The 25,799-nt window shown below is 52.5% G+C and carries 29 protein-coding genes and 1 riboswitch; of the genes, 14 read left to right on the forward strand and 15 right to left on the reverse strand.

Annotation, left to right across the window (positions count from 1 at the left end):
• Positions 1-52: 52 nt before the first annotated feature.
• From OEV59_05905 to OEV59_05945, 9 genes are all read right to left on the reverse strand, one after another.
• Complete coding sequence (locus OEV59_05905) at positions 53-457, reverse strand: DUF420 domain-containing protein (GenBank protein ID MDH4227270.1); 405 nt, start codon at positions 455-457, stop codon at positions 53-55.
• A 16-nt stretch (positions 458-473) separates the two neighbouring features.
• Positions 474-620 (reverse strand): hypothetical protein, encoded by a 147-nt coding sequence (locus OEV59_05910; GenBank protein MDH4227271.1) that lies wholly within the window; start codon positions 618-620, stop codon positions 474-476.
• Positions 621-654: 34 nt separating this feature from the next.
• On the reverse strand, positions 655-1,560 hold the full coding sequence (gene cyoE / locus OEV59_05915) for a heme o synthase (GenBank protein MDH4227272.1): 906 nt from the start codon (positions 1,558-1,560) through the stop codon (positions 655-657).
• Positions 1,557-2,495 carry a COX15/CtaA family protein gene (locus OEV59_05920; protein ID MDH4227273.1) on the reverse strand — a complete coding sequence of 313 codons (939 nt, stop codon included), beginning with the start codon at positions 2,493-2,495 and terminating at the stop codon, positions 1,557-1,559. Before OEV59_05920 ends, cyoE begins: the two co-directional genes overlap by 4 nt.
• A 27-nt stretch (positions 2,496-2,522) precedes the next feature.
• Entirely contained in the window at positions 2,523-4,115 is a 1,593-nt protein-coding gene (locus OEV59_05925) for a cbb3-type cytochrome c oxidase subunit I (GenBank protein ID MDH4227274.1), read from the reverse strand.
• Entirely contained in the window at positions 4,112-4,861 is a 750-nt protein-coding gene (locus OEV59_05930) for a cytochrome c oxidase subunit II (GenBank protein ID MDH4227275.1), read from the reverse strand. The genes OEV59_05925 and OEV59_05930 overlap by 4 nt, the downstream gene beginning before the upstream one ends.
• Positions 4,858-5,679, reverse strand: coding sequence for an SCO family protein (locus OEV59_05935; protein MDH4227276.1), 822 nt, complete (start codon positions 5,677-5,679; stop codon positions 4,858-4,860). The genes OEV59_05930 and OEV59_05935 overlap by 4 nt, the downstream gene beginning before the upstream one ends.
• Positions 5,680-5,722: 43 nt before the next feature.
• Positions 5,723-6,478 carry a heme-copper oxidase subunit III gene (locus OEV59_05940; GenBank protein ID MDH4227277.1) on the reverse strand — a complete coding sequence of 252 codons (756 nt, stop codon included), beginning with the start codon at positions 6,476-6,478 and terminating at the stop codon, positions 5,723-5,725.
• Positions 6,479-6,670: 192 nt separating this feature from the next.
• Positions 6,671-7,105, reverse strand: a complete 435-nt coding sequence (locus OEV59_05945) for an Rrf2 family transcriptional regulator (protein MDH4227278.1) — start codon at positions 7,103-7,105, stop codon at positions 6,671-6,673.
• 170 nt (positions 7,106-7,275) lie between these two features.
• Here OEV59_05945 and gatC point away from each other — a divergent pair, with 170 nt between their 5' ends.
• The 9 genes from gatC to OEV59_05990 all read left to right on the forward strand — a co-directional run bounded on the left by gatC (position 7,276) and on the right by OEV59_05990 (position 15,743).
• Positions 7,276-7,566 carry an Asp-tRNA(Asn)/Glu-tRNA(Gln) amidotransferase subunit GatC gene (gatC, locus tag OEV59_05950; GenBank protein ID MDH4227279.1) on the forward strand — a complete coding sequence of 97 codons (291 nt, stop codon included), beginning with the start codon at positions 7,276-7,278 and terminating at the stop codon, positions 7,564-7,566.
• A gap of 52 nt (positions 7,567-7,618) precedes the next feature.
• Positions 7,619-7,802, forward strand: a riboswitch (cobalamin riboswitch).
• Between the two features lie 109 nt (positions 7,803-7,911).
• Positions 7,912-10,032 carry a TonB-dependent receptor gene (locus OEV59_05955; protein MDH4227280.1) on the forward strand — a complete coding sequence of 707 codons (2,121 nt, stop codon included), beginning with the start codon at positions 7,912-7,914 and terminating at the stop codon, positions 10,030-10,032.
• A gap of 80 nt (positions 10,033-10,112) precedes the next feature.
• Positions 10,113-11,195 carry a nicotinate-nucleotide--dimethylbenzimidazole phosphoribosyltransferase gene (gene cobT / locus OEV59_05960; protein MDH4227281.1) on the forward strand — a complete coding sequence of 361 codons (1,083 nt, stop codon included), beginning with the start codon at positions 10,113-10,115 and terminating at the stop codon, positions 11,193-11,195.
• Positions 11,192-11,731, forward strand: a complete 540-nt coding sequence (gene cobU / locus OEV59_05965) for a bifunctional adenosylcobinamide kinase/adenosylcobinamide-phosphate guanylyltransferase (protein MDH4227282.1) — start codon at positions 11,192-11,194, stop codon at positions 11,729-11,731. Before cobT ends, cobU begins: the two co-directional genes overlap by 4 nt.
• Before the next feature lie 11 nt (positions 11,732-11,742).
• Positions 11,743-12,474, forward strand: coding sequence for an adenosylcobinamide-GDP ribazoletransferase (gene cobS / locus OEV59_05970; protein MDH4227283.1), 732 nt, complete (start codon positions 11,743-11,745; stop codon positions 12,472-12,474).
• A 14-nt stretch (positions 12,475-12,488) separates the two neighbouring features.
• A complete protein-coding gene (locus OEV59_05975) occupies positions 12,489-13,178 on the forward strand; it encodes an adenine nucleotide alpha hydrolase (GenBank protein ID MDH4227284.1) in 690 nt (229 codons plus the stop codon).
• Entirely contained in the window at positions 13,171-14,019 is an 849-nt protein-coding gene (locus OEV59_05980) for a helical backbone metal receptor (protein MDH4227285.1), read from the forward strand. Before OEV59_05975 ends, OEV59_05980 begins: the two co-directional genes overlap by 8 nt.
• Positions 14,020-14,021: 2 nt before the next feature.
• Entirely contained in the window at positions 14,022-14,990 is a 969-nt protein-coding gene (locus OEV59_05985) for an iron ABC transporter permease (GenBank protein MDH4227286.1), read from the forward strand.
• 6 nt (positions 14,991-14,996) lie between these two features.
• A complete protein-coding gene (locus OEV59_05990; GenBank protein ID MDH4227287.1) occupies positions 14,997-15,743 on the forward strand; it encodes an ABC transporter ATP-binding protein in 747 nt (248 codons plus the stop codon).
• A 24-nt stretch (positions 15,744-15,767) separates the two neighbouring features.
• Here OEV59_05990 and OEV59_05995 read toward each other — a convergent pair whose 3' ends face one another.
• The 6 genes from OEV59_05995 to OEV59_06020 all read right to left on the reverse strand — a co-directional run bounded on the left by OEV59_05995 (position 15,768) and on the right by OEV59_06020 (position 19,984).
• On the reverse strand, positions 15,768-16,409 hold the full coding sequence (locus OEV59_05995; protein ID MDH4227288.1) for a hypothetical protein: 642 nt from the start codon (positions 16,407-16,409) through the stop codon (positions 15,768-15,770).
• Between the two features lie 82 nt (positions 16,410-16,491).
• Positions 16,492-17,187, reverse strand: coding sequence for a hypothetical protein (locus OEV59_06000; GenBank protein ID MDH4227289.1), 696 nt, complete (start codon positions 17,185-17,187; stop codon positions 16,492-16,494).
• Positions 17,188-17,256: 69 nt separating this feature from the next.
• Positions 17,257-17,979 (reverse strand): hypothetical protein, encoded by a 723-nt coding sequence (locus OEV59_06005; GenBank protein MDH4227290.1) that lies wholly within the window; start codon positions 17,977-17,979, stop codon positions 17,257-17,259.
• Positions 17,980-18,022: 43 nt separating this feature from the next.
• A complete protein-coding gene (locus OEV59_06010; GenBank protein MDH4227291.1) occupies positions 18,023-18,595 on the reverse strand; it encodes a hypothetical protein in 573 nt (190 codons plus the stop codon).
• A 77-nt stretch (positions 18,596-18,672) separates the two neighbouring features.
• Positions 18,673-19,380, reverse strand: a complete 708-nt coding sequence (locus tag OEV59_06015; GenBank protein ID MDH4227292.1) for a hypothetical protein — start codon at positions 19,378-19,380, stop codon at positions 18,673-18,675.
• A gap of 49 nt (positions 19,381-19,429) precedes the next feature.
• Positions 19,430-19,984 carry a sigma-70 family RNA polymerase sigma factor gene (locus tag OEV59_06020; protein ID MDH4227293.1) on the reverse strand — a complete coding sequence of 185 codons (555 nt, stop codon included), beginning with the start codon at positions 19,982-19,984 and terminating at the stop codon, positions 19,430-19,432.
• Positions 19,985-20,172: 188 nt separating this feature from the next.
• Here OEV59_06020 and OEV59_06025 point away from each other — a divergent pair, with 188 nt between their 5' ends.
• The 5 genes from OEV59_06025 to OEV59_06045 are packed head-to-tail and all read left to right on the forward strand — an operon-like array spanning position 20,173 to position 25,799.
• A complete protein-coding gene (locus tag OEV59_06025) occupies positions 20,173-21,078 on the forward strand; it encodes a DMT family transporter (GenBank protein ID MDH4227294.1) in 906 nt (301 codons plus the stop codon).
• A gap of 44 nt (positions 21,079-21,122) precedes the next feature.
• Complete coding sequence (gatA, locus tag OEV59_06030) at positions 21,123-22,580, forward strand: Asp-tRNA(Asn)/Glu-tRNA(Gln) amidotransferase subunit GatA (protein ID MDH4227295.1); 1,458 nt, start codon at positions 21,123-21,125, stop codon at positions 22,578-22,580.
• Between the two features lie 11 nt (positions 22,581-22,591).
• Positions 22,592-23,911 (forward strand): B12-binding domain-containing radical SAM protein, encoded by a 1,320-nt coding sequence (locus OEV59_06035; protein ID MDH4227296.1) that lies wholly within the window; start codon positions 22,592-22,594, stop codon positions 23,909-23,911.
• A 12-nt stretch (positions 23,912-23,923) separates the two neighbouring features.
• Complete coding sequence (gatB, locus tag OEV59_06040; protein ID MDH4227297.1) at positions 23,924-25,387, forward strand: Asp-tRNA(Asn)/Glu-tRNA(Gln) amidotransferase subunit GatB; 1,464 nt, start codon at positions 23,924-23,926, stop codon at positions 25,385-25,387.
• 4 nt (positions 25,388-25,391) lie between these two features.
• The gene (locus OEV59_06045; GenBank protein MDH4227298.1) at positions 25,392-25,799 is read left to right on the forward strand and encodes a bacteriohemerythrin; all 408 of its coding nucleotides are present in this window, start codon (positions 25,392-25,394) and stop codon (positions 25,797-25,799) included.

Consider the following 25,799-nt stretch of genomic DNA (forward strand, 5'->3'; position numbering starts at 1 on the left):
TATAATATAGACCAAAACATCCGCTTTGTCAACCCCCTCGGACTAAAATTCTTTAGTGCAAGAAAAAGTAAATAATCCAGCCGGTTACGGCAACATATATCCAGACCCCTGCGGTATAGGGCGCTATCCTTTTGTGCCTGTCGAATCTCTCTTTTAGCCCGAGATAGACCGTAACAGCAGCAAGCGGCATGTTGATTATGGAAAGTACGGTGTGCGACCAGAGTATGAAAAGGTATATGCCCCTATTGGGCCCTGCGTACCTCACAGGCGGATACATCGACGACTTTATGGTATACACGACGACAAAAAGCACTGCCAGCGCCGTTGCCGTAAGCATTGCAGCCTTGTGCCTTGTCTTTTGCCCCGAGAGTATGAAGCCCAGGCCGGTAAGTATGGAGAGCCCGCTTCCGCCTATAAGCGCGAGCCCAAGGTATGTGAGAATAGCTTCGGTACCCATTGCAGGGCATTATACCCTATCTCTTTGCTATGAAGTCAAGGGCAGAGACGGCGTTGTCCATAAAATAAGCGACTATAAGCACGGCCACCACATAAACCACAAGAAGAAGCCTGCCGTTACCCTTTTTTTCATTCGTATCGACTGTCATTTCTCTTGTTTCCATAAAAACCTCCGTTAGAAAGACTCTGTCATGTGTATTAAACCAGATCCGCCAGCAAAGCGGCAAAAAGCACCGAAAGATACACTATCGAAAATGCGAACACGAGCGGCGATTTTTCCTTTTTGGAGAAGAGGAAAAGCACAGACATCAAAACAAAGGCCGCGCCAAGGAACATCGCCGACACCATGTAAAAGGCCCCTGCCATGCCGATAACATACGGAAGCGCTGAGGCTGCGCCGAGAAAAGCCGTATAAACGAATATGCGCGTCTTGGAGGCCGCTATGCCCTTTGCAACCGGTATGACCGGTATGCCGGCCTTCTTGTACTGCTCTCTGTAAATCATTGCCAGACTTATTGCGTGCGGCTGTTGCCAGAGAGCTACAATTAAGAAAAGTATTGCTGCTGTCATATCCACAGTGCCGGTAGCAGCTGCGTAGCCTATGACAGGCGGCATAGCTCCTGCAAGCCCGCCGACCTGGTTTGCCCAGGCGCTTCTCCGCTTTAGTATGAGCGTGTAGAGAATAACATAGCCAAAAACACCGGCTGCGGTAGTTAAAGCAGCGGCAACATTCACAAACTCGTAGAGAAGCACAAGTGACAAAAACACGAGGACATAACCCGCTATAAGGACCTTTTCCGCTGACACAGCGCCCCTTGCAAGGGCGCGGCCCGAAGTCCTCTCCATAAGGCCGTCTATATCGCGGTCTATGTAGTTATTTAGCATGGCAGCACCTGCGGTGGCGCCGCCAAGCCCAATAAGACCAAATACTACGTGCAGCGCATCGAGGCCGGTAACGCCTCCGACGAACATCCCTGCAAAGGCAGCCACCAGCACGAGCCCGACTATGCCGGGCTTACAAAGCACTATCCAATCGGCAAAGGGAGAGAGCGCCGTCAAGGCGCCTATCGTCTCCTTCTTATAGCCGATGGCGTAGTTCTTCATAGGGCCTCGGCCCCCACGATGTGGCTTCGCTGTTCGGCCGCGGCCCCAGACCTCATAAGAAAGTACGGGGCCGACTTGTACGCGAGCCATCCCATAAGGAAAAACCCTGTTGCGCCGTGCAGTATAATGAACGGCAAAAACATGCTTGAGAACACTACTGCAGCGCCAAACGCGCCCTGAAGCACTATGAGGGCAATAGTAAAGAGAAGCCCTCTTGCGTTCGCTGACTTCTCCTTGCGCACAGAGCGCACAAAGAGCACCACTGCGAGCGCCAAGACGCTAAAGGCGACCGCGCGGTGCAACACCTGAAGCACTATCTTCTGGCTCATGATGTCAGGTATTATCGAGCCGTGGCAGAGCGGGAAGTCCGGGCACGCAAGTGTTGCGCTTGAGTACCTCACAAATATCCCCACAACGACCTGCATGAATATCGCCGTAAAGATGAGCGCGTACGCGCCTGTGCCGGCATCCTCGCCAAGGGGGCCGACGCTCCTTAACACAAATATAAGGAGCGTAAAGACCACCACGGCTATCAGTAGATGCGACGAAATAATGAGCACATGCGTGAAGCTCTCGAGAAGCGGGGCCTCGGTGTGCACGATAAGGCCGCCAAAGAGCACGGCGGCAACGAGCAGACCTCCAACACCGAGCATGAGGTAGAGCGAAGTTCCCTTATAGCTCTTCCATATCACGAAGGTGCTATAGAGTATAAGGAACCCGGTAAGGGCGCCAAGGAGACGGTGCCCCCACTCAAACCACACCTGCATCTCAAGGGGCGGTGCAACTGTGCCGTGGCAAAGCGGCCAATCCGGGCACCCGAGCCCCGAGCCCGTCGATGTAACGAACGTGCCCACTACCATCAGTATGTAAGCGCTGGCGACCGTTATGCCAAGCGCCATAAAGAGCTTTCTTGATTTGGATGTATCTGCGTTCATAACGAATCCTCCGCCTCTTAATTAACGTTACTCTGAGTAGTTATACGGCGTCCAGTCCTTGGAGAGTTTGGGAAGTTCCGGACCCCAGTTGCCGTGCGCAGGCGGCGTTTGCGGCGTCTGCCACTCAAGGGACTTCGAGCCCCACGGATTACCGGGAGCCTTCTTACCCGCTATTGCGCCGATTATCCAGTTAAGATAGATAATCACCGCTCCAAGGCCTATTATAAAGCCGCCAATCGTCATTAGCTGCTGATGCCCCACGAACTGGGAATAGAGCTCATAATCATAATACCTTCTCGGAAGCCCCTCGAGCCCGGGAATGAACATCGTAAAGAAGGTGATATTCACGCCTATGAAGCTCACAAAGAAACCTATCCAGCCCCACGTTTCGTTGTACATCTTCCCGGTCATCTTCGGGAATATGTAGTATACGGCCGCGAAGATGGCAAATGTCCCGGACACGGCCATGACGTAGTGGAAGTGCGCAGTCACGAACTGAGTATCCTGGAAGTTGATGTCAAGCGGAAGCATGGCAAGCGGAATACCTGTCAGGCCTCCGACAAGGAACAGGAATATGAACCCTATAGCGTAGAGCATAGGGGTCTTTACGGTTATAGCCCCCTTGTATAAAGTACCGACAAGGCTTATAACCATCAGGCCAACCGGCACGCTGATTAGAAGTGTCGTTACCATCTGCCCTACTCTTAACCAGTCGACAAGGCCGCTTGTGTAGAGGTGGTGCGCCCAAACCTCTCCGCTTATAAGCACTATTACCCAGATGCCGCCGTAGACCGCGACCTTATAGTTAAAGGGCCTGTTCTTTGCGAAGGTCGCCACTATCTCCATTATGATTGTAAAGAACGGCAGGAATATGACGTACACCGCAGGGTGCGAATAGAACCAGAAGAGGTTCTGGTATATAAGCACGTCTCCACCTGCTATGGCGCTAAAGAACTGCGTGCCGAGGTACTTATCGAAGGTCAGCATCGTCACCGCAGTGCCAAGCACCGGAACGAAGATGAGCTGTATTATGAAAGCGCCCATCGTGCCCCACACAAAGAGGTTCATCTGGTTCCATCCCATGCCCGGGGCCCTCATCTTGATGATTGTTGTGAGGAAGTTCACGCCTCCGGCTATGGACGAGAAGCCGATTAAAAGAACCGTAAATGTATAGAAGGCCGTGTTGCCAGGCGATACTATCGAATACGGCGGATACCCTGTCCACATAATATCTGGCGGGTCAGGGATGACGAATGTCAGGAGTGCGAGCACTATGCCCATGAAGAAGAGCCACACGCTAAGCGCATTAAGCCTCGGGAATGCAACGTCCCTTGCCCCTATCTGAAGCGGTATCAGGTAGTTTGCGAGGAACCCGGTAAGCGCGGGTATCTGGAAACCCAGAATCATCGCGGCTCCGTGGAAGTATAGCCACGTATTATATGCGCTGGGGTTATCGGTGATTGTCGGCCCCACGTTCCAGAGCTCGAGCCTTATCAGCACGGCCATGATGCCGGCCACTGCAAAAGCAGCGAGCGAACCTATGAGATACAGTATGCCGACCCTCTTGTGGTCGGTTGTAAATATCCATTCTTTCAGGCTAAAACCCTTTTTCTCGCTCATGACTTATTCCCCTCCTTTGACTCCGTCGCAGCAGGCTTGTGTTCCTCGAGCCACTTATCGAACTCTGCAGGCTCGAGCACCTTGACCTTGCCAAACATCTTACTGTGAAGCACTCCGCAGAACTCGGCGCATGTCATTATGAACTCGCCGTTTGCCTTTGGATAGAACCACATGTAAGTAATCCTGCCGGGCATGGCGTCTTCCTTAACCCTGTATTCCTGGATATAGAGGCTGTGCACAACGTCCGTGCTTTTCATCTTGAGCATGACGGGCTTACCCTTGGCAACAACGAGCTCGTTGTTCGTTTCCGCGCCGTTTGGATAACTGAATTGCCAGTTCCACATCGAGGCCGTCATGTTGATTTCGTAGCGCTCTGCCGGAACCTTTCTATAATCGTTAAACAGGTTCCATCCCTTTAGCGCGAGAAAGAAGTCGTCGGCCATGAATGCGAACGCCGGAATAAGCGCCCACCCAAGCATCATTCCGGTCGAGAGCTTTGGCGATTTTCCCACCGCCCCCTCGTGCTTTGCCCTGTACTTTATAAGGAGTATAATAACTATTAGTGCAACTATTACCCCTATAACGGTTATGTCTATCAGGGTGTGATGCCACAGCTTGTCCCAACCAGCAGCCGGGTCGTTGATTTTTTTTGCGACCCCGGCCTCCCCGTACTCGCCGGCCATGGCGACACCTGCCATAAACAACACGGCAAGCGGCGCAAAGGCCGCCGTAAGAAGTTTCTTCATATGCCCTCCTCCTTATTGCCTCTCTTTTTGAGTAATAAAGCGCCTATAACAAGCGACACGCCGAAAAAGAGCGATGCCGCACTTATGATGAGCGGATAGTTTAACGTATACTTTCCGCTCGAATAATTGTAGCTGTAGCAGCCGACCGTTATCATGTCGCTTATGTCCCTGAACTTGGAGCCTGTTTCCTTGCCGCTCTTTGCCTCGAGCACGGCAAGCTCCATATCCTTTGCGCCCGAATACGCGCCGTAGAGAACGCGCGTTATGCGCCCCTCGGGCGAAGCAACAATATACGCGCTCGGGTGGATAAAGAGCCTCTCCCGCGTTGACCAGTAAAAACGGTAACCGACGGAATCGGTGAACTTCTTTATGTCGCCGTTATCCTTGAACCGCGCAACCGTCCAGCCCTTGCCAAGCCCGTCGGAAAGCCCGAGCATGGAGGCAAAGTGAGTCATCTTCGAATCGGTATCTTCCTTATCGAACGACAGCGTAAGCACGCGGTAGTCTTCGCCTGCCCTGGTTCTCTTCAGGGATTCGAGCATCTTCGACAGCTCCCTGTTTAGAGTGGGGCACGCGCCTTCGCAGTCGTAATAAGAAAGAACGAGGATTAACGGTTTGCCGAGAAAGTCCTTGAGATTTAAGGCAGCGCCTTTCGAATCAACGAGAGCGTAATCGGCAATAACATTCGCGCCAAGGTACTTATCCTCGTCTATCATGAGCACGCCGGGGTCAAGGGTGGTCTTGCCGGGCTTCGGGCCAAACTCCGCCCAAGCCCTGGGTGCGCACGCGAAAAACAGCGCCGCTGCCAGAACCGACATCCCACCTATCCTCGTTGTCAAAGCCCTCATCGGAAGCCTACCCTCACCAGAAGTATATCTGCGTTACGACAAAGAACCAGATGATGTCTACAAAGTGCCAGTATATGCTGGCGCTCTTTGTGAATGTGTGGTGGATCTTGCCCTTTGCCGCAGCAAGCGCTACTGCTATAAAGGCGCATATTCCAACCAGCACGTGCGAGGCATGGAAGCCGGTAATCGAGAAAAACGATGTTGCATAGATATTGGTCTTCGGATAAAACCCTTCGCCAAAGAGGTTTGACCATTCCTTTGCCGAGAACCCGAGGAAAAATATGCCGAGTATGATGGTAATGATGAGCCAGCTCATGAACCCGGAATTATCGCCCTTTTCGAGCTTTGTCTCTGCCACGTGGATGGTAACGCTCGAGGCAAGAAGGATAACGGTCATTATGATTGGCACGAGTATTGGCATGTGCGCCGGTGTTCCCGGAGGCGGCCAGTTGCCGTCATAGGTTATCCTCGTTACCCAGTAGGCTGCGAAGAACCCGATGAATATGAAGGCCTCTGCCAAAATGAACCACGGCATTGCTACCGGCGTCAGCCCGACCTCTGTTTTGACGCTAACAGCCTCGCCTACCCAGCCTGCCACTCCGTAGACAGTTAGTATTACGCCTATACCGAATGAAAAAACCGCAAGCATCGGCATTTTGTAAACGAACTGAAATGCGAATGCCAGCGGTATGAGAAACAGTATACCGACGCTAATGATAAACGGGTATATACTTGTTTCCCAGTGCTGCTCTGATGCGTGATCGCTCATAGTGCACCTCCCTCTCCCTTCTGTGCTGCTGTTTTTATTGTTACTTCTGCTTCAATAAACGTCTCTACCTTGGTAATGCATCGGCTGTTAGCGCAAAACGGCAAACAAGATTAATGTAGTGCGTTTGTCCTAAATATCGCATAAGTATAGCAGACATTCTTGTCTTGTAAACCGATTATCTGCTTTTTGATTCTACAAGCCTGCCGCAGCCTGTTTAACGCGGCTGTCGTCGGCAAGCTTTTGAAAGCTGCAATTACGCAAATAGTCCAGGAACCTGTCCTGCGCATCGCGCCACACATCGTGCACAGGGCATCTTTTTTCGCGCGAGCAATAGCCTTTTCTTATAAGACAATCATTTAGGTTGATTGGCCCCTCCATTGCCTCGATTATCTCGAGCATGGAGATATCGCTTGCGCTCTTTATAAGAGCAAAGCCGCCGCCCGGGCCGCGCGTTGACTTTAGAAATCCTTTTTTGCAAAGCGTCTGGAAGATCTTGGCAAGATACGCCTTTGGCACTTCCTGTGCCTCGGCAATCTCCTCTATAAAGGAAATCTTACCAACAGGCTCAAGCGCAAGATGCAGTATTCCGCGTATGGCATACTCCGAGCCTCTGCTTAATCTGAACAATATTACCTCCCTGACACCTTTAAAGGCTAATTAAGACCTGTTTTATCTCAATTCCGGCTTTTTGTCAAGACCTTTTTACCCGTTTGGGCAAATACGCAGTACCATGCACTTGCAAAATGCCGCTACCTTATGGTAAAGTTGTGCCTCTTGCTTTTAAGGAGCTATGCGCGATGGCAATAACAAGAAAAGACGTAGAACATGTGGCAGTGCTTGCGAGGCTTGAGCTTACGGAAGAGGAAAAAGACCTCTACACAAAGCAGCTCGGACGAATTCTCGGGCACGTAGAAACCATCTCAAAGGCCGACACAAGTAGCGTTGCAAAACTCGGCACCAAGTCCACGGAGCGGCTCACTCCGCTTCGGCCAGACACAGTAGCCCCGTCCCTTGACAGGGATGCTGCGCTTGGAAACTCGCCCGAGAGCGCGGATGGATGCTTCAAGGTTCCAAAGGTTATAGAATAAAGCTGCTTACCTGCCTGAAAGTCCTTGACACCAAAGACAAGCAGGTATAGAATTAGCCAGATTCAAAAACGGATGCACGCGTGGAAGAGGGGTGAAAATCCCCCGCTGCCCCGCAGCCGTAAAGGGAACGAAAGCCCAAATCAACAGCCACTGCCAATAAAAGGCGGGAAGGCGGGCGAGTAGGAAGATAACGCATCATGCCCTGAGCCGGAATACCCGTGCATACGAAATCCTCGCGGGAGGTGTCCGGTGACACATACATTCCATTAAGAGCCCTAGCCGTTTCAAACGGGGCAACACGCAGCACAATCCACACACAAAAAAAACACTTAAGGAGCATCCATCATGTTTCGCGCATTTATTAATGTGCTCGTAATGGGCATTTTTCTATTCATATTCGCACTGCCGTTTAACGCGGCTGCGGAAGGCGAAGACCAAGGCACGGAAACACCGGCGGTTTCAAGCGAAGCAGCGGCAACCGAAGATAAGAAGGACGAAGAAGAACCCTCGGACGTAACCGTAACAGCCACAAGGAGCGAGGCCGAGGTAAATAAAATATCCGCGGACGCAACAGTCATAACAAAAGAGGACATAGAGGACTCGACTTCGAGGACCGTCCCGGATGTCCTCGAGGACACGCACGGAATAATAGTCAGGGACTTCTTTGGCATGGGCACGAAATCCACCGTCGACATGCGGGGCTTTGCCAGAGGGGTCAACACTGCCATCCTCGTAGACGGCAGAAAGGTTAACGCAATAGACCTAAGCGGCGTTGACTGGAACCTTATACAGCTCGAAAACGTCGAGAGAATAGAGGTTGTTCGCGGCACATCGAGCGTTCTCTACGGCGACAACGCGACATCGGGCGTAATAAACATCATCACCAAGAAACACAAACGCCCGGGCGCTCACCTTATTGCCGAGGGCTCTTACAGAAACGAACGTACGCTATTAGATGTCGGCGGCTCGAACGGAAGAACAGGGATAAACCTTAGCTTCCTCGATCGCAAAGAGGAAGGCTACCGCGAAAACAGCGACTTCGACTCAACGGACGTGAACGCCACACTCACCCACGACCTGACGGACAAACTGCACCTCGACCTCTTCGGCTCCTATCATAAAGATACGCAAGGGTATCCGGGGTATCTAAGCAAAGCGGAAGTGAAGGCGAACAGAACACAAACTCACTCCCCGCAAGACAGCGCGGATTACAAACAGAACGCAAAAGGAGCTGACCTTGCCTTCCAGGCAAGCCCCGGGACGGAACTTTCGCTCTCTTACGGCTCATCGGACCGCTCAACCGACAGCTCGATGTTTTTCACGGGCGGCGACACATGGAGCATGAACAGGGATACCACTACCGACGACATCAAGGTAAAGGCCGTATTCGAATCAACCTCGGCCCTCAGGAAAAATACGCTTACCATGGGTGCGGACTTCCAGAACGCCGAGGCAGAAGGCATATCGGAATACAATATGCCGCTATGGGCCTACATATCCACGACCGAATCCAAGGTATCCAAGGACGAAAACGCTGTTTATATGTATAATACGTTTAATGCAACTAAAGACCTCTCGATAGAAGCAGGCTACAGGCTAAACAGGACGCTTTTTAAGGACCGCATACACAATACCGACAACTTCGGTTCCGACACCATGGGGTTTGGCAAGAACCTCTTTGAGAATAACGCGGCAAAGGCAGGCGTGACATTCAACCACACAGAGGGCGGAAAACTCTTCGTAAGCTACGCAACAGGCTTCAGGCTGCCTACAACCGACGAGCTGTTTGCCTTCGACGGCACCATAGTGCCGCTAAAGCCGGAGAAAACAAAAACCATCGAGGCAGGCTTTGTGCAGCCCGTAACCGAAAACATATCGCTTGGCGTTACGGCATACAAAACCCGCTTGAAAAACGAACTCTACTACAACCCGTTTGCCAGGTACGACTCCTTCTGGATGATGTTTATCGGCGAGAACCAGAACCTCGACAAAACAATGCACGAAGGCATCGAAGGGCACATTACGGCAGAACTCCCCAAAAGGGTCAAACTAAACCTCAACTGGACATACATGAACGCAAAGTTCGAGTCCGGAACATACGCAGACATGAGCAACAACCACTGGAGAATAAAAGGCAACACCATACCGCTCATCCCCCGTAACAGCGGCAACGCAACGGCCGTAATAGCCGTAACTGATTCGCTGAAAGTCTCGGCTGCCGTGAACTATGTTGGCAAGAGATACTTTGACAGCGACAACAGCAATACGTCGAAAAAACTCGAGAGCTACTCAACCCTCGACTTAAAGCTCGACTACAAAAACGGGAACTTCGAGCTCTACGCCGGGGCTGACAACGTGTTTAGCGACGAACACTCCGAGTACGGCGTAAAGGGCTCGGCCGGACAGCTCGTGTACTACCCCTCGCCCGAGATAAGCCTCTACGGCGGAGCAAAAGTAAGGTTCTAAGCATTTCGCCGGCCCTTTACGCCGCTTTAAAGGGCCGGCGAAAACTTTTTGACAAAAAAACGTTCCTACAGGAAAAACACATGACGCCTCTCATAGAAAAAACACTGGCATCCATAAAGCCCGTTGACGAACAAAGCCTGGAAGCGGCAAGAAAAAGGCTCGATACCCTTACCAAACCCAAAGGCAGCCTCGGCCGCCTCGAGGACATTGCCGCGTCTATCGCCTCGATAAGACGCAACCCGAGGCCCGACAAGCTTAAAAAGGCCGTATTCACCTTCGCAGCCGACCACGGCGTTACAGGGGAAGGTGTTTCCGCCTACCCGAAGGAAGTAACGGCGCAGATGGTGCTTAACTTTATCGGCAACGGAGCCGCAATCAACGCCCTTGCAAGGGCCGCGTCCGCGCACCATGCGGTAATAGACGTCGGCGTTGACTACGACTTCGACAAAAGCGCGCCGATAGTTCACAAAAAAGTACTCAAGGGCACGAAGAACATGACAAAAGGCCCGGCAATGACGCGCGCGGAGGCCGAAAGATGCATCGAGGTTGGCATCGAAATGGCCGCCGAATACGCCGACAAAGGCTTCACTCTATACGGCACCGGAGAGATGGGCATAGGCAACACAACGGCATCGAGCGCCATCGCATCGCTCTATACCGGTTTTTCGGCAGCAGAGGTAACAGGCAGGGGCACAGGCATAGACGACGCCGTGCTCTTGAAAAAGATATCTGCCATAGAAAAAGCCATTATTGTAAACACCCCGGACAAAAACGACCCTGTCGGCGCGCTCGCAAAGATAGGCGGCGCGGAAATCGGCGCGATAACAGGGCTCTGTCTCGGGGCCGCGGCAAGAAATATCCCGGTCGTTGTGGACGGTTTCATCTCCGGCGCAGCGGCCCTCATAGCCTGCGCCATGAACCCTCATGTGAGAAAATACCTGCTGCACTCGCACCTCTCGGCTGAAAAAGGGCACGCTGCCGTGCTTCTAAAGCTCGGGGCAAAACCGATACTAGACCTCGGCATGAGGCTTGGCGAAGGCACCGGGGCGGCAGTTGCAATGCTCGTAATAGACGCTGCCATGGCAGCATACTCTGAAATGGCGACATTCGAGGATGCCGGCGTTGCCGGGAAAAATAACGAAACATCCGAAAAGGCAGTATGACGAAGGAAGCCGGACGCTTCACGTTCATAACAGGCGGCAGAAGAAGCGGCAAAAGCTCGCACGCGCTTGAACTTGCGAAAAAGACCGGAAAAAAGAAGCTCTTTATCGCAACCGCCATTGCCTACGACTCCGAGATGATGGAGCGCATCTCGCGCCATAAGAAAGAACGCGGCGCTGGGTGGCGCACCATCGAGGAGCCGGTCAAGGTGGCAAAGACCCTTAACGGGCTAAAGGGCTTCGACGTGGCCGTAATCGACTGTTTAACCCTCTGGCTCTTTAACATTACGCACGGAAGCGCTGCCTCGGACAATGCGATACTAAAGGAAATAAACGCGCTGGCCCTGGCGATAGAAAACTGCAAAACGCCGGTAATCGCAGTGTCGAACGAACTTGGCATGGGCGTCATACCGGAGGCAGCCTCCACGCGAAGGTTTACAGACCTTGCGGGGTTCATGAACCAGCGCATGGCAAAGAGCGCAGCAAACGCCGTTGCAATGATATCGGGCATACCGATGCAACTCAAGAAAACTTCGTAGGATAAAGGCACGTGCGCGCATTTTTTACTGCATTTCAATTTCTTACCATACTCAGGCCGTGGACGGGGCTTTCCCCTACTGCTACAGACACGGGGCGCTCTGTCATGTTTTTTCCGGCAGTAGGGATGCTCCTTGGCGCTCTATCGCTTGCATTGCATATGGCGGCATCTCCTGCGCTGCCGCCCGAGATAACAGCGGCGATCATTATTGCGCTCCTGTTCGTATTGACCGGGGCGCTGCACACAGACGGGTTCATGGACACGGTGGACGCGCTCGCAGGAGGCAGCACGCCGGAAGAGCGCCTTAAAATAATGAGAGACCCGGCAGCAGGAGCTATCGGCTCGGCCTCGGTTGCAATTCTCCTGCTCGTGAAATATTCGTGCATCCTTGTGCTTATAAAACAAAACTCGCTTGCCGCGTTATTTCTATTCCCTGCGGCAGGACGCTGGGCAATGGCGCTTCTTGCCTCGCTTGGCTCCTATGCCCGCGAAAACGGGCTCGGACTGCTGTTTTGCAAAAATTCGAAGGCAAACGCCGTTATCGCGTCGGCCATGATGCTTATACCGCTTATATATTTTTTCAAAGTCAAAGGAATAGTTTTTTTTATAGTCTGGATATTTTTCGTTGCCGCTCTGGCCGCGTTCTTTAGAAGAAAACTTGGCGGCGTAACAGGCGACGTGTTCGGGTTTGTCTCGGAAATCACAGAGGCCGCGTTCCTCGTTATTTGCGCGGCAAAAATTTAGGAACAAAAAAAGACATGGCAACCGGCAAACGCAAAAAAGTATTAATGGCCTGGAGCAGCGGCAAGGACAGCTCCATGGCCCTTGCACGGCTAAAGGCCGACGAAAACATAGAAGTGGTAGCGCTCCTTACAACCGTTAGCGAGGAGTATTCCAGAATCTGCATGCACGGCGTAAGGACCACGCTCCTTGAGGCCCAGGCAGCGGCAACAGGGCTGCCGCTTGAAAAAGTCCCGGTTTTGCCAAAGGCAGACAACGCGGCCTACGACGCCGTCATGCATAAAACGCTTTGCAAGTATAAAGACCTCGGAGTCGAAGCAGTTGCCTTCGGCGACCTTTTCCTCGAGGATATACGAAAATACCGCGAAGAGCGCCTTAGCCTTGCCGGGCTCCACGGGATATTCCCGCTCTGGGGCGAGGATACCACGGGGCTTTCACGAAGCTTTATAAAAAACGGCTTTAAGGCTATAATCACCTGCGTGGACACTAAGGCCTTGGATAAAAACTTCGCTGGCATGGATTACGGCGCCGCCTTCCTCGGCGCCCTGCCAAAGACCGTTGACCCGTGCGGAGAAAACGGCGAGTTCCACACATTCTGCTACTCGGGGCCGGTATTTTCGTGGCCAATCGAATTTACACACGGAGAAAGCGTTCTAAGAGACGACCGATTCTACTACCACGACCTGCTGGAGGCTCAACATGATTAAACGCGCTCTCGTAATACTCATACTGCTATTAACGCTCTTGACCGCAGAAAGTCAGGCTGACAAGGCTCAGAAAGCTCAGCGTATAGTATCGCTTGCGCCAAGCGTTACGGAAACGCTCTACGCGCTTGGCCTTGCCAATAACATCGTCGGCGTAACCGACTTTTGCAACTACCCTGAAGACGCAAAGCAAAAACCGAAAATCGGCGGCATGGCCAACCCGTCTCTCGAAGCGATAATAAGGGCAAAGCCCGATGTCGTAGTCCTTACCGAGGACGGCAACCCCAAGGAAATAAAGACGCGCCTCGATTCGCTCGGAATAAGGACGGTCGTAATAAAGGCCAGGCGGTTAAACGAACTGCCGGGCGAGATACGAAGGCTTGGCAAGGCCCTTGGCGCCGAAACCGCTGCAGCGAGGCTTACGACCGCACTCGAACTTCGCATACACGAGCTCGAAAAAAAGACATCGAGGCGCGGCCCGAAAAAGACCGCCATCTTCATCGTATGGCCGGAGCCCGTAATGACAGCCGGAGCAAACACGCTCCTAAACGACGCGATGATATCCCTTGGCCTCGACAACATCGCAAAGAACGCGAAGACCAATTACCCTGTGTTCTCGATAGAGGAAATAATACGCTCCTCGCCAGACATAATAATCATAGGCAGGGGCTCCGAGAATATAGAAGAAATGTCGAAGGGGCTTCTTAAAAAACTCGCCTCGACAAAGGCCGTCAAGGAAGGCCGCGTCTACTACGCGCCGGAATCGCTTCTTAGGCTTACGCCAAGGGCAATAGACGGCATGGAAGAACTCGATAAAATGATACACGCCAAAGAGGGCCGGTAATAATGAGCAAAAGGCGCGCAGCCTTCATATTCATAGCGCTTCCCGGGGCCGCGGCCTTTATTGCGCTCATCTGCTTCCCGGTCTTCATAAACCCGTTTAACCCTGACCCTGTATCGCAAGAAATACTTTTTTCAGTGCGGCTGCCGCGCGTTCTCACGGCAATTCTAATAGGAGCGTGCCTTGGCGCCTCCGGCGCAGTTCTCCAGGGAGTGCTAAGGAACCCGCTCGCGGACCCCTACATCCTCGGCATATCTAGCGGCGCTTCCTTCTTCGCCGCATTCGGACTGATCATTTCATCATCGCTTCTTGCCGCTCTCTCCGTAAACACGCTCGCCTTTATCGGCGCGGCACTTGTGTGCGTAATAGTCGGCTGGCTGGGCTCCAAGGGCGCGCGCATCGTGCCGGAAAGGCTTCTTCTCGCGGGCATAGGCACGGGGTTTATCTTCACGTCCGCGCTGATGCTTCTCTTAAGCGTATCAAGCGACCCTGGCTTACGACGCGCCCTTACATGGATATTCGGCGACCTCTCGGGCTCGGACTGGAACATGCTGCCCTACGCATTCGTCCTGATGGCCGCGGGGCTCGCGATAACGTTTACAAGGCTAAAGGCCCTTGACGCGTTGATCCTCGGCAACGAGCTCTGCCACAGCCTCGGGTTCTCGCCGTCGAAAGAACGGCTGTTATTTTTCGTCGCCGTATCCCTCATGACAGCGGCATCGGTGGCGCTTGGCGGGGTAATAGGGTTTATCGGGCTTCTCGTGCCTCATATCGTGCGGTTTTCCGGACACACGACGTCGAACGCCGTCGTGCCGTACTCCATGGCGCTTGGGGCAGCGCTCCTTACGGTCTCGGACACAGCGGCAAAAACCATAATCGCGCCAACGGAGCTTCCCTCCGGCATAATAACCGTGCTCATAGGGGCGCCGTACTTTCTCTACCTTTTACGAAAGAAGACGATGCTTGGCGACTAACGCGTTATGACAAAGACTTCGCTGGAACTTAAAAACATCCGCTTTTCCTACTCGGCAAACGAGCCGTTTATCGATTCTCTTTCCCTAAGCGTAAAGAGCGGCGCGATAACCGGACTGCTTGGCGTAAACGGCGCCGGAAAATCCACAGTGCTAAAGATCATGGCCGGTCTCGTACGGCCTCTCTCGGGCGCTGCGCTGATAGACGGCAGGGACGTGCACTCCTGTTCGCCAAAAGAACGCGCGCGGCTCGTAAGCTACCTTCCTCAGACAATGGACTTCGATGTGCCGTTCACGGTAGACGACCTTGTCAAGATGGGCGAGCAGGGGAATGCGGCAATAGGCACAGGCGAGGCATTGACGCTAACCGGCATCGCGCACAAACAGCATGCCTTTGTAAACGAACTTAGCGGCGGCGAAAGAAGGAGGGCCTTCCTTGCGATGCTGCTTAGGCAGGGCTCGAAAACGCTTTTACTTGACGAGCCTCTCGCCAACATCGACATAAAGTACCAGATAGAGTTCCTCGCGCTCCTTAAAAAAATATCGCATGAGCGCGGCGTAAGCGTTGTCATGGCGCTTCACGACCTGAACATCGCGGCGGCCTTTGACGAGCTTTTCATATTCAACAACGGAAAATTTGAGGCCTCGGGCTCTCCAAAAGAAACCCTTACCCCTAAAATAATTATGCAGGCATTCGGGGTTACAGTCGAATGCCTGCATAACATGATATTCGTCAAGACAAGCCCTGATACCTAACAGGGTATATCCGTACAGCTAGCGCTACTTCTGGCCGCCACCACCAGGGCCGCCTGGGCCACCGGGTGCGCCGCCCGGGGCGCCTTGACCGCCGCCAGGAGCACCGCTTGGTGCGCCACCGGGGCCACCGGGACCGCCAAGACCGCCAGGACCGCCAGGACCTTTACCGGGAGGGGCGTTAAACATGTTTTCGAGAATTATGAACTTAAGCGTATCCTTGCCGCCTACGGTCTTAAGAAGCTCTTCATTTCTCTTTGTGTTTTTTTCGTACGCCGTTTTTTTCACCTTTTCTATTCTCTCAACAAGGGCCTTTGCCTTTGCGTCGTCAACGCTTATAGTCCTGTCAGTCTGATTTACCGCTGCCCCGACATCGCGCCTTAAGGCAAAACTTTCGCTAATATCGATTTCGTACTTGTCGAGTATCGCTATAATCTTCTTTGCCTTATCCGAGCCGAACTCATCGGAGATGCGGGAGTTACGCTCCTTTATCGCATTCTCTTTCATTTCCTTTATTTTCTCGGGTGTGAGCTCTTGCTGCATCGCTGCCCCCGGCGGAGGCTGCTGCGGACGCTTGTCTCCGGCCCCGTTCTCAGCATAAGCAGCAGAACCTATTACCATAACCGCCAATGCCATAGCGGCTATGCCATATACCTTGGATAATTTCATGCAACCCTCCTTGTTTTTTTTAAATGACACTACCTACTGCAACATGACATTACGGCTATAAAAACCTGCCACAACAAACCCGTCATTTGGGTTGCGAAGCCGCGCCGCCCTGCTGAGGCTTGGTTCCAGGAGCCTTCGGAACGCGCGGTGGCGGAGGAGGAGCGGCTTTTTGCTTACTGCCAGCCTCTGTATTAATTCCCTGGCCGCCGGGAGGTTTACCAGGTCCGCCAAGAGGCTTACCCGGCCCGCCCTGCCGCCCAAAACCGGCAAGCAGCTCTTCCGTGCGTTGAACAAAACGTCTCTCGAATATCAGGAATTTTAGCATTTCCTTGGAAGAAAGGATATTTTTTATCTCGTCATGCCGCTTTTGCCTTAACTCAAAAGCCGCACGCTCCCTTGTCTCGTACTTTTTCAAAAACTCTTCGGCCTGCCCCCCGCTCACGCTGCCATCCTTTGCGGCATTGGCAACTTCGTTCTTGAATTCCAACGACTCGCGCATTTCAGCCTCAATAAGACCATCATACTTCGAAAGCACCTCAAAAAGCTTTGAAGCCTTGGACGAGCCCAGATCGAGCTCTTCCTTTATTTTCTTGTTACGCTCATCGACAATACGTTTTTTTAATTCACTGGCTTCCTTGGCCGGGTCGGCTCCCTCCCCGCCCTTCTGAGCCGGCTTGGTCGCAGACTGCTTATCCGCCAAAGCATCCATGCTGCCGAAAAATACCGCGAATACGAATACCGCTCCAAAAGATACAGCTACCTTCTTAAACCCGTTCATACACTGACCCTCCTTGCACCGATATATTATCGTGCAAAGCGGCGCGTTAATCAAGAATTTTTCAACGGCCTACCAGCCGCGCGGGGGCTTTAAGAAATCCCCGCCGCCTCCGCCCTGAGGCCCTCCGCCCATCGGCGGTTTTGCACCTCCCTTAGGCCCGCCGGCGGCCGGAGGCCTGCGGCCTTCTCTGTCTCCTTCGGGGCCGCGGCCAGCTCCGGGACCTTCCCCTGCCTCACCGCGCTTGTCGGCAAATTCCTTCATACGCTGCATGAAACGCTTCTCCATTATCATGAACTTTAGCATTTCTTTTGATGTGAGAATGGCCTTTATTTCATCGTGCTTTTTCTGGCGCGTGTCGCAGACGGATTTCTCCCTTTCCGCGAGTTTTTTCACTATCTCGGCGGCCTTTTCTTCGCTTATATTGCCGCTCTTTAGCGCAGCCGAGACCTCGTCCTTGAACTTCATGCCCGAGCGGATATCCTCATCAATTATAGCGTCGTACTTCGTAAGCACTGTAAAGAGCTTTGCGGCCTTTTCATCGGTAAGCTTTAGCTCCTCTTTCATCCGCTTATTTCTCTCCTCGAGTATGCGCTTTTTCACCTCAGCCGCCTTGGCCGGGTCAAATTGCCCGCCTTCCTTTGGCCCATTGCCTCCGGGCCCTGCGCCCTTTGAATAATCATTACCTCGTAGCGCCTTTTTAGGCCCGTCATCCGCCATGGAGCCGCTCGGCATAACAATGACCGCTGCCAATATCAAACACATGAATATAGCTGCCTTTGTAAAAAATCTCATTTTCCAACCCTCCGTGAAATTATAGCGGCTGCGCACTGCGGCATCAATCAAGAAGCCGTCCCATTGTCCTGACATCCGCGTATACGTTATCCAGTTCCTTTTCGCCAAGCCCGGGCGGCAGAGCGTAACGCTCGTTGTCGCTGGAGGCAAAGAACTCATCTATCTCGTCCTCGTCAAATGTTATGGCGTCGCTACTTGCAACAGTATCCGTTGTTTGGGCCGGTAAAGAGCCGCCTGTATCGCTGCTAACGGTCGTTTTGTTCCCTGTATTATAAAAAAGCGCGGCAAAGGCAATTACGGCAACAGCTGCCACAGGCGCAAATTTCCTGAAAACAAAACTTCTTCTCTCCCTGGACTTACGGCTCAAATCGCCTACTTCCCTTCTAACCGCCACGGTAAGCCCGACAAACTTCCCGATTCCAGGCAAAGCGACACGAGAATCAGCTGCATCCTGCTTAAGAGAGCCAAATACTGCCTTTAACTCCTTAAGTTCGCTTTTACACGAAGCGCAGCCGTCTATGTGGCGCCTAAGTGCATCAAGAAGCGCGGCATCGGCCAGGGCGCCGTCAACGATATCTATCAACAATCCTTTTTCCCTTATGTCTTTACAGTCCATATGCCTACCCCGTTCGATTCCGCTTTATGTGCCGGCGCGCCTGCTCCGTGCAAAACGCGCCGGCATCATAGTTATCTTTATCTGCGACCTGCCGCAGGCCTCGAGCCTTTGCCTGCTCCGCCCATCTTAGCACCTGCCGGAGGACCTGCCTTGCGACCGCTATTTAAAGCACCCTTTGGAGCCCCGGCCTGTGAGTTTCCATTACCTGCCTTCTGGACACCGTCAACAGGGCCGACCCTACGGCCTTCGCCGCCATTTTCACCGTTAGAAGGAGGGCCAACCTTACGGCCCTCTCCACCCTTTTCACCGTCAGCAGGAGGACCCACCTTACGACCTTCTCCACCCTTTGCACCATCAGCAGGCGGACCGACCTTACGGCCCTCGCCACTCTTTTCACCGTCAGCAGGAGGACCCACCTTGCGACCTTCTCCACCCTTTGCACCGTCAGAAGGCGGGCCAACCTTACGGCCCTCGCCACTCTTTTCGCCGTCAGCAGGCGGAAGCGGCGGCTTTACTGCATCCTTCAGAGCACCAGGGGGCGGAGGAGGCGGAAGTTTCTTTACGCCGTCCTTCGAAGCATCTCCTGAAGGAGGGCCTACCTTACGGCCTTCGCCACTCTTTTCGCCGTCAGCAGGAGGGCCTACCTTACGGCCTTCGTCAGACGCATTCACTGAAGATGACGAAGCATTGCCCTCGGACTCGGCCATAACCGTGCCGGTCATGCCAAAGATAACCGCGGCAGCAATCATAGATACAAGCACAGCAAACCTTTTTAAACCGTCCACGACATTCCTCCTTAGTTTTGAGATTAACGACGTCTGCTACACTTTCACTTCAAAGTCCGAAATCACTTCCTATCTTTTTTCTTAGCGACGCTAACGCGTGGTGCATGTTCGCCTTTACCGTGCCAAGCGGACATTCAAGCGTGTCCGCAATTTCCGAATAACTCAAGTCCTCGTATATGCGCATTACAACCGTCATCCTCTGCTTCCAGGGAAGTTCGTCCACAGCCCGCTTAAGTATCCTGTTTCTTTCCCCCTTGATAAGCTCTTCGGGCGGCGTTGACGCTGCTAAGGCCCCGAGGCTCTCGAAATCTTCGACCGTTACGGCCTCCCTTCCCCTTGCCTCGATGTGGTTCAAGCTCGCGTTCACGGCGATGCGATAAAGCCATGTCTTGAAGCTCGACCTCCATTCGAACCCTGAGGCATTAAGAAAGACCTGCACAAACACCTTTTGGCAAACATCGAGGGAGTCAGCCTCATTCCCGACCGTTTTGTATACAAAGGCATAGAGCCTTGCACGATACCTCTCGATGAGCGCGGCAAATGCCGCCTCGTCGCCTGTGCGGACGTAGCTATCAAGAAGCTCCCTGTCGTTAATGCCGCTCATCAAAAAAGAACCTCTGAACCGTCCCCGGCCATACTCTGCCTTTATCTGATATATAGACAGACGCCGTGGGTAAAAGGTTTAATGGTTTTTAAAAAATAAATCGACACAATGCGCTTTCGCATATTATACTACTCTATTGGCAAATTGCACAAAACATTGCCATATGGACCAGGACGATGACAGAACCTTTGACAGAACAGGCGAAATCCAGATATATTTTGACAGGTTACGTGCTAACTGCCGTATCCTCCGTGACATTTTCTGCAAAGAGCATACTTGCAAAGTACATCTACGCATATAACGTAACGCCGGAAACACTTCTTGCGCTTCGTTTTATAATGGCGCTGCCGTTCTTTTATATACTCATGTACTTCATGCCATCAGAGAAGGTCGGCAGACGCGACCTCCTCTATCTAATGGCAAGCGGGCTCCTTGGCGTCTACATAGCAGCGATGACGGACTTTCACGGGCTTCTGTATATAGATGCAACACTTGAGCGCATCATCCTCTACACCTACCCGGCGATGGTCATTATAATAACCGCGGTGTTTTTGAAGGAAGGTATCGACAAGAGTAAGATTATAGCAATCGCGCTCACGTACCTGGGCCTTGCCTTTGCACTGAAGGTCTTTAGCGGCGGCTTATCAGGGCACCTTTTTGGCGCGGCCCTCGTGCTGATATCGGCAACCGTTTATTCCGGAAGCTACGTGCTAACGCAGGTCGTAAGCTTGAGGGTATCGCCTGTGAAGGTAGCTGCATACACGACCACAACGGCAACGTGTGCGTTCCTGGCAACATGGCGCTTCGAGGCATTCCCAACAGAACCTAACGCATGGTGGCTAATCTTCGCCGTTGCGTTCTTCTCGACCTTCATACCGTTTATAACGCTTGCCGTTGGCATCAAGCGCATAGGCGCAAGCAAGGCCGCCATAACGAGCACCGTCGGCCCGGTTGCAACGGCAATTGCTGCGGCGCTCCTTCTTAACGAGGAGATGACACTCTCACAGCTCTTTGGCATGGCTCTCGTAATACTCGGGGTGTTCATAATATCGATAAAGAAAGCGCCAATTAAGGATTGTAAAATACCCCGATAGTCTTTATAATAAAGGCTAAAATTCGACAACAGGGCATACAAAAAATGGACATAACAACCCTTACGCTAAACGAACTCTCAAAGGCCCTCTCGGAGAAAAAAATATCTTCCGTAGAGGCCACAAAGGCATACCTAAAAAGGATAGAAGACGTCGAGCCCAAGGTAGCAGCCTTCATGACCGTTACCAGGGAAGAAGCACTAAAACAGGCTGAGGCAGCTGATAAGCGCATAAAGGACGGTTCATTAACCCCGCTTACAGGTGTACCCGTAGCGTTAAAAGACATCTTTTGCACCAAGGGCATAGAAACAACGTGCTCGTCGAAAATTCTCAAAGGATTTATCCCGCCATACGACGCAACTGTTGTAGAAAAGCTGAAGGCAGCCGGTGCGGTAATACTTGGCAAATTGAACATGGACGAGTTCGCAATGGGCTCATCGACCGAGAACTCGGCATACAAGCAGACAAAGAACCCGTGGGATACTTCGCGTGTTCCCGGAGGCTCGAGCGGCGGAAGCGCTGCATCCGTTGCCGCCAACGAATGCGCCTTCAGCCTCGGCACGGACACAGGAGGCTCGATACGGCAGCCTGCTTCACTTTGCGGCGTTATCGGGTTAAAGCCCACTTACGGGCGCGTGTCACGGTACGGCATGATAGCATTCGCCTCGTCGCTTGACCAGGCAGGGCCGCTCACAAAAGACGTGCTCGACTCGGCCATCGTGCTAAACGCAATCGCAGGCTACGACAAACGCGATTCGACGTCGATAAAATCCGACGTCCCGGATTATACCGAAGGCATCGACGCCTCCATAAAGGGCCTGAAAATCGGCATACCGAAGGAATACTTCGTCAAAGGGCTCGACAAGGAAGTAGAGGCATCGATAACGAACGCAATAGACTTCTATAAAAAATCCGGCACAGAGATTGTCGACATAACGCTTCCTCACACAGAGTATGCCGTAAGCGTGTACTACGTAATCGCAACGGCAGAGGCATCGAGCAACCTCGCAAGGTATGACGGAGTCCGCTACGGGCAGCGCGAGAAAACAGAGGGCGGGCTCGTTGACATGTACAGAAAGACGCGCGACGCGCATTTTGGCAAGGAAGTAAAGCGCCGCATAATGCTTGGCACCTACGTCCTCTCGGCCGGGTACTACGACGCGTATTATAAAAAGGCCGAGGACGTTCGAACACTCATCACAAGCGACTTTACCGAGGCATTCAAAAAGTGCGACGTAATACTTACGCCCACTTCTCCGACAGCGGCCTTTAAGTTCGGCGAAAAAACCGAAGACCCGCTTACGATGTATCTATCCGACATATTCACCATATCGTGCAACCTTGCAGGCATCCCCGGAATCTCGGTGCCTTCCGGGCTTACGAACGACAATCTGCCAATCGGGCTTCAGCTCCTTGGAAAACATCTGGACGAAAAGACCATACTGAAGGCCGCATACGCATTCGAAAAAGAAGCAGGGTTCAAAGGCAAAAGGCCCAAACTGTAGAACAGGGAACAATGGTAGAGACGAAGAAAAAACTTTTACTCATACTCCCAAGAGGCGACAGGTCGTACTTTGGCGGAGTATCGAAGTCCGGCAAGGCAGGGTTCATACGCCTTGCGCTCCCTACCCTTGCGGCCATCACGCCAAAAGACTGGGAAGTCGAAATACACGACGCTCGCGTAAAGGACATAGACTTTAACGTGAAGCCCGACCTCGTTGGCATAACCGGCTTTACCTCAGAGATACCGCACGCGTACTCGGTGGCAGACGGATTCAGGAAAAAAGGCGTAAAGGTCATTATGGGCGGCGTGCACGCATCAGCGCTTCCCGAAGAAGCGCTTACGCACGCAGATAGCGTTGTAATCGGCGAGGCGGAGCTTGTGTGGGAGAGCCTTTTAAAAGACCTCGAAAAGGGAGAGCTCAAGCCCACATACAAGGCCGAGAAGATGGCGGACATGGGCGGCTACCCGTTCCCGAAAAGGGAGCTCCTGAATAGAAGCATGTACACCTCCGGCTTTAACTCTCTTCAGGCGACACGCGGCTGCCCGTTCGACTGCGGCTACTGCGCTGTGACGGCGTTCTTTGGCCACAAGTTCCGCACCCGTCCGATACCCGAGGTACTGGAGGAGATATCGCGCTTCGACACGCGTAACTTCTTCTTTCTCGACGACAACATCATCGGGCATCCGAAGTACGCAAAGGAACTCTTTCATGCCCTTATCCCCATGAAACGCACCTGGGGCTCGCAGGCCTCGATAACGCTTGCACGGGACGAAGAACTCCTTAACCTGTACGCCAAGTGCGGCGGACAGTACGCGTTCATAGGGCTCGAGAGCCTATCGGAGGCTAATCTAAAGAACGTCAATAAGAGCTGGAACTCGCCGGCAAAGTACAAAGAGGCAATCGGGAAGATACACGACGCAGGGATAAACGTCATCGCAAGCTTTGTCTTCGGCCTCGATAACGACGATAAAAACGTCTTTCGTAATACCTTCGAGTTCGTTATGGACAATAACATCGCTGCAGCGCAGTTTCACATACTAACCCCTCTTCCTGGCACGCGCCTCTATGCCGAGCTCGAAAATGAAGGCCGCATAACCGACAGGGACTGGGCCAAGTACCATACTGGCGAGGTGGTGTTCAAGCCAAAGACAATGACTGCCGAGGAACTACAGAACGGCTACTACTGGATATACAAAGAGACCTACAGGATGAAAAACATTCTAAAGCGCTGCATAAGGCGGCCGGTTGGGCTTCCCTACAGGATAGGCGCGAACATCAGCTACAGAAAAAAGGCAAAGAAAATGCCTGAAGTGCAAATATACTCCTACTAAGAGGAGCATTACATGAAGTACGAACCTGTAATAGGGCTTGAGATCCACGCCCAGCTAAAGACCAACACAAAGCTCTTTTGCCCGTGCTCCATAAAATTCGGCGCAGGGCCAAACACCCAGACCTGCCCCGTGTGCCTCGGGATGCCGGGGGTGCTGCCGGTGTTAAACGAGACCGCGGTAAGGTTCGCGGTCATGATGGCGCATGCGATAAACTCAACCGTAAACCCGGAAAGCGTTTTCGCCAGAAAAAACTACTTCTACCCCGACCTCCCAAAGGGCTACCAGATATCCCAGTACGACAAGCCGCTTTGCGAGAGAGGCTATCTGGACATCGAAACAAAGGACGGGGTCAAGAGAATAGGCATAACGAGGATACACATGGAGGAGGACGCGGGAAAGCTCCTTCACGGCGAGTCGTCGTCGGATGTGAACTCGAGCCTCGTTGACTTAAACAGGGCGGGCACGCCGCTAATCGAGATAGTAAGCGAGCCGGATATCCGCAACTCGGAAGAGGCGAGCGCGTACTTTAAATCGATTCGCGACATACTTCTCTATTTAGACATCTCTGACGGCAACATGCAGGAAGGAAGCCTAAGGTGCGACGCAAACGTATCGGTTCGCCCGGTTGGAGAGAAAAAGTTCGGCACAAGAACCGAGCTTAAGAACATAAACTCCTTTAAGTTCCTAAGAGACGCAATCGAATACGAGATAGAACGGCAAATCAACGCCATCGAGGACGGCGAAAGGATAGTTCAGGAGACAAGGCTATTTGACCCGGCAAGCGGCAAGACAAGGACAATGCGGTCAAAGGAAGAGGCTCACGACTACAGGTACTTCCCTGAGCCGGACCTAAAGCCCCTTATTATAGACGAAAAAGAAATCGCGCGCCTTAAGGAAACCCTACCCACCCTTCCGGCGCAAATGAAAGAGAAGTTCGTAAACGCATATGGACTATCTTCTTATGATGCTGGGGTTCTAACCTCATCAAAAGCTGTTGCCGACTTCTATGAGCAATCTGCATCGTGTGCAGTTAGCTTAAGCGATTCACTTCAAATAAAGCCAAAGACCATATCTAACTGGATTACAGGAGAACAACTCAGGCTCTTAAACGAAAAAAACCTCGATATTTCCGAGAGTAAAGTCAAACCAACGGACCTTATAGAGCTAATAGCCATGGTCGAAAAAGGCGAAATAAACCAGAAAACAGGCAAAGAGGTCTTCGAGGAAATGTTTACGAGCGGCAAAAAAGCTGCTATAATAGTAAAGGAAAAGGGCGCTGGCCAGATATCGGACTCTGGCGCCATAGAAAAAGCGGTCGACGACGTAATAGCAAAGAACCCGAACGAGGCAAAGCGTTTCAAGGAAGGCGAAGAAAAGCTCCTTAGCTTCTTCGTCGGACAGATAATGAAGGCCATGAAGGGCAGGGCAAACCCGCAGACCGCTACAGACGTTCTAAAAAAGAAACTCCTTGGATAATGCGATGAACAACAAATGGAACGACAGCCTGGCAGTAGGACACGGCGACATAGACGAGCAGCATAAGGCGCTATTCGAGCAGTTTGCAAAACTCAAGGCGGCAATAGACTCAAAAGCGCCAAATGAAGTTCTTAGCGAAACCCTTTCCTTTATCGGCGACTACGTGGCAAAACACTTCGAGACCGAAGAAACGCTCATGGAAAAGCACGGGTACCCGGACATAATGACGCACAAGGCCGAGCACATGGCGTTTCGCGCCATGTATAAGCAGCACAAGAAAAACGTCGATTCGGGGAACATCCAGAGCGGACAGGCCACCATCATCTACACATGGCTCGTGCACTGGCTAAACGAGCACATCGGCAAGACAGATAAATCCCTTGGCGAGTTCGTAAGCAAAAAGGCCGGCTAA

The sequence above is a fragment of the Deltaproteobacteria bacterium genome (genome assembly GCA_029858205.1).
Classification (GTDB): domain Bacteria; phylum Desulfobacterota; class GWC2-55-46; order GWC2-55-46; family DRQE01; genus JAOUFM01.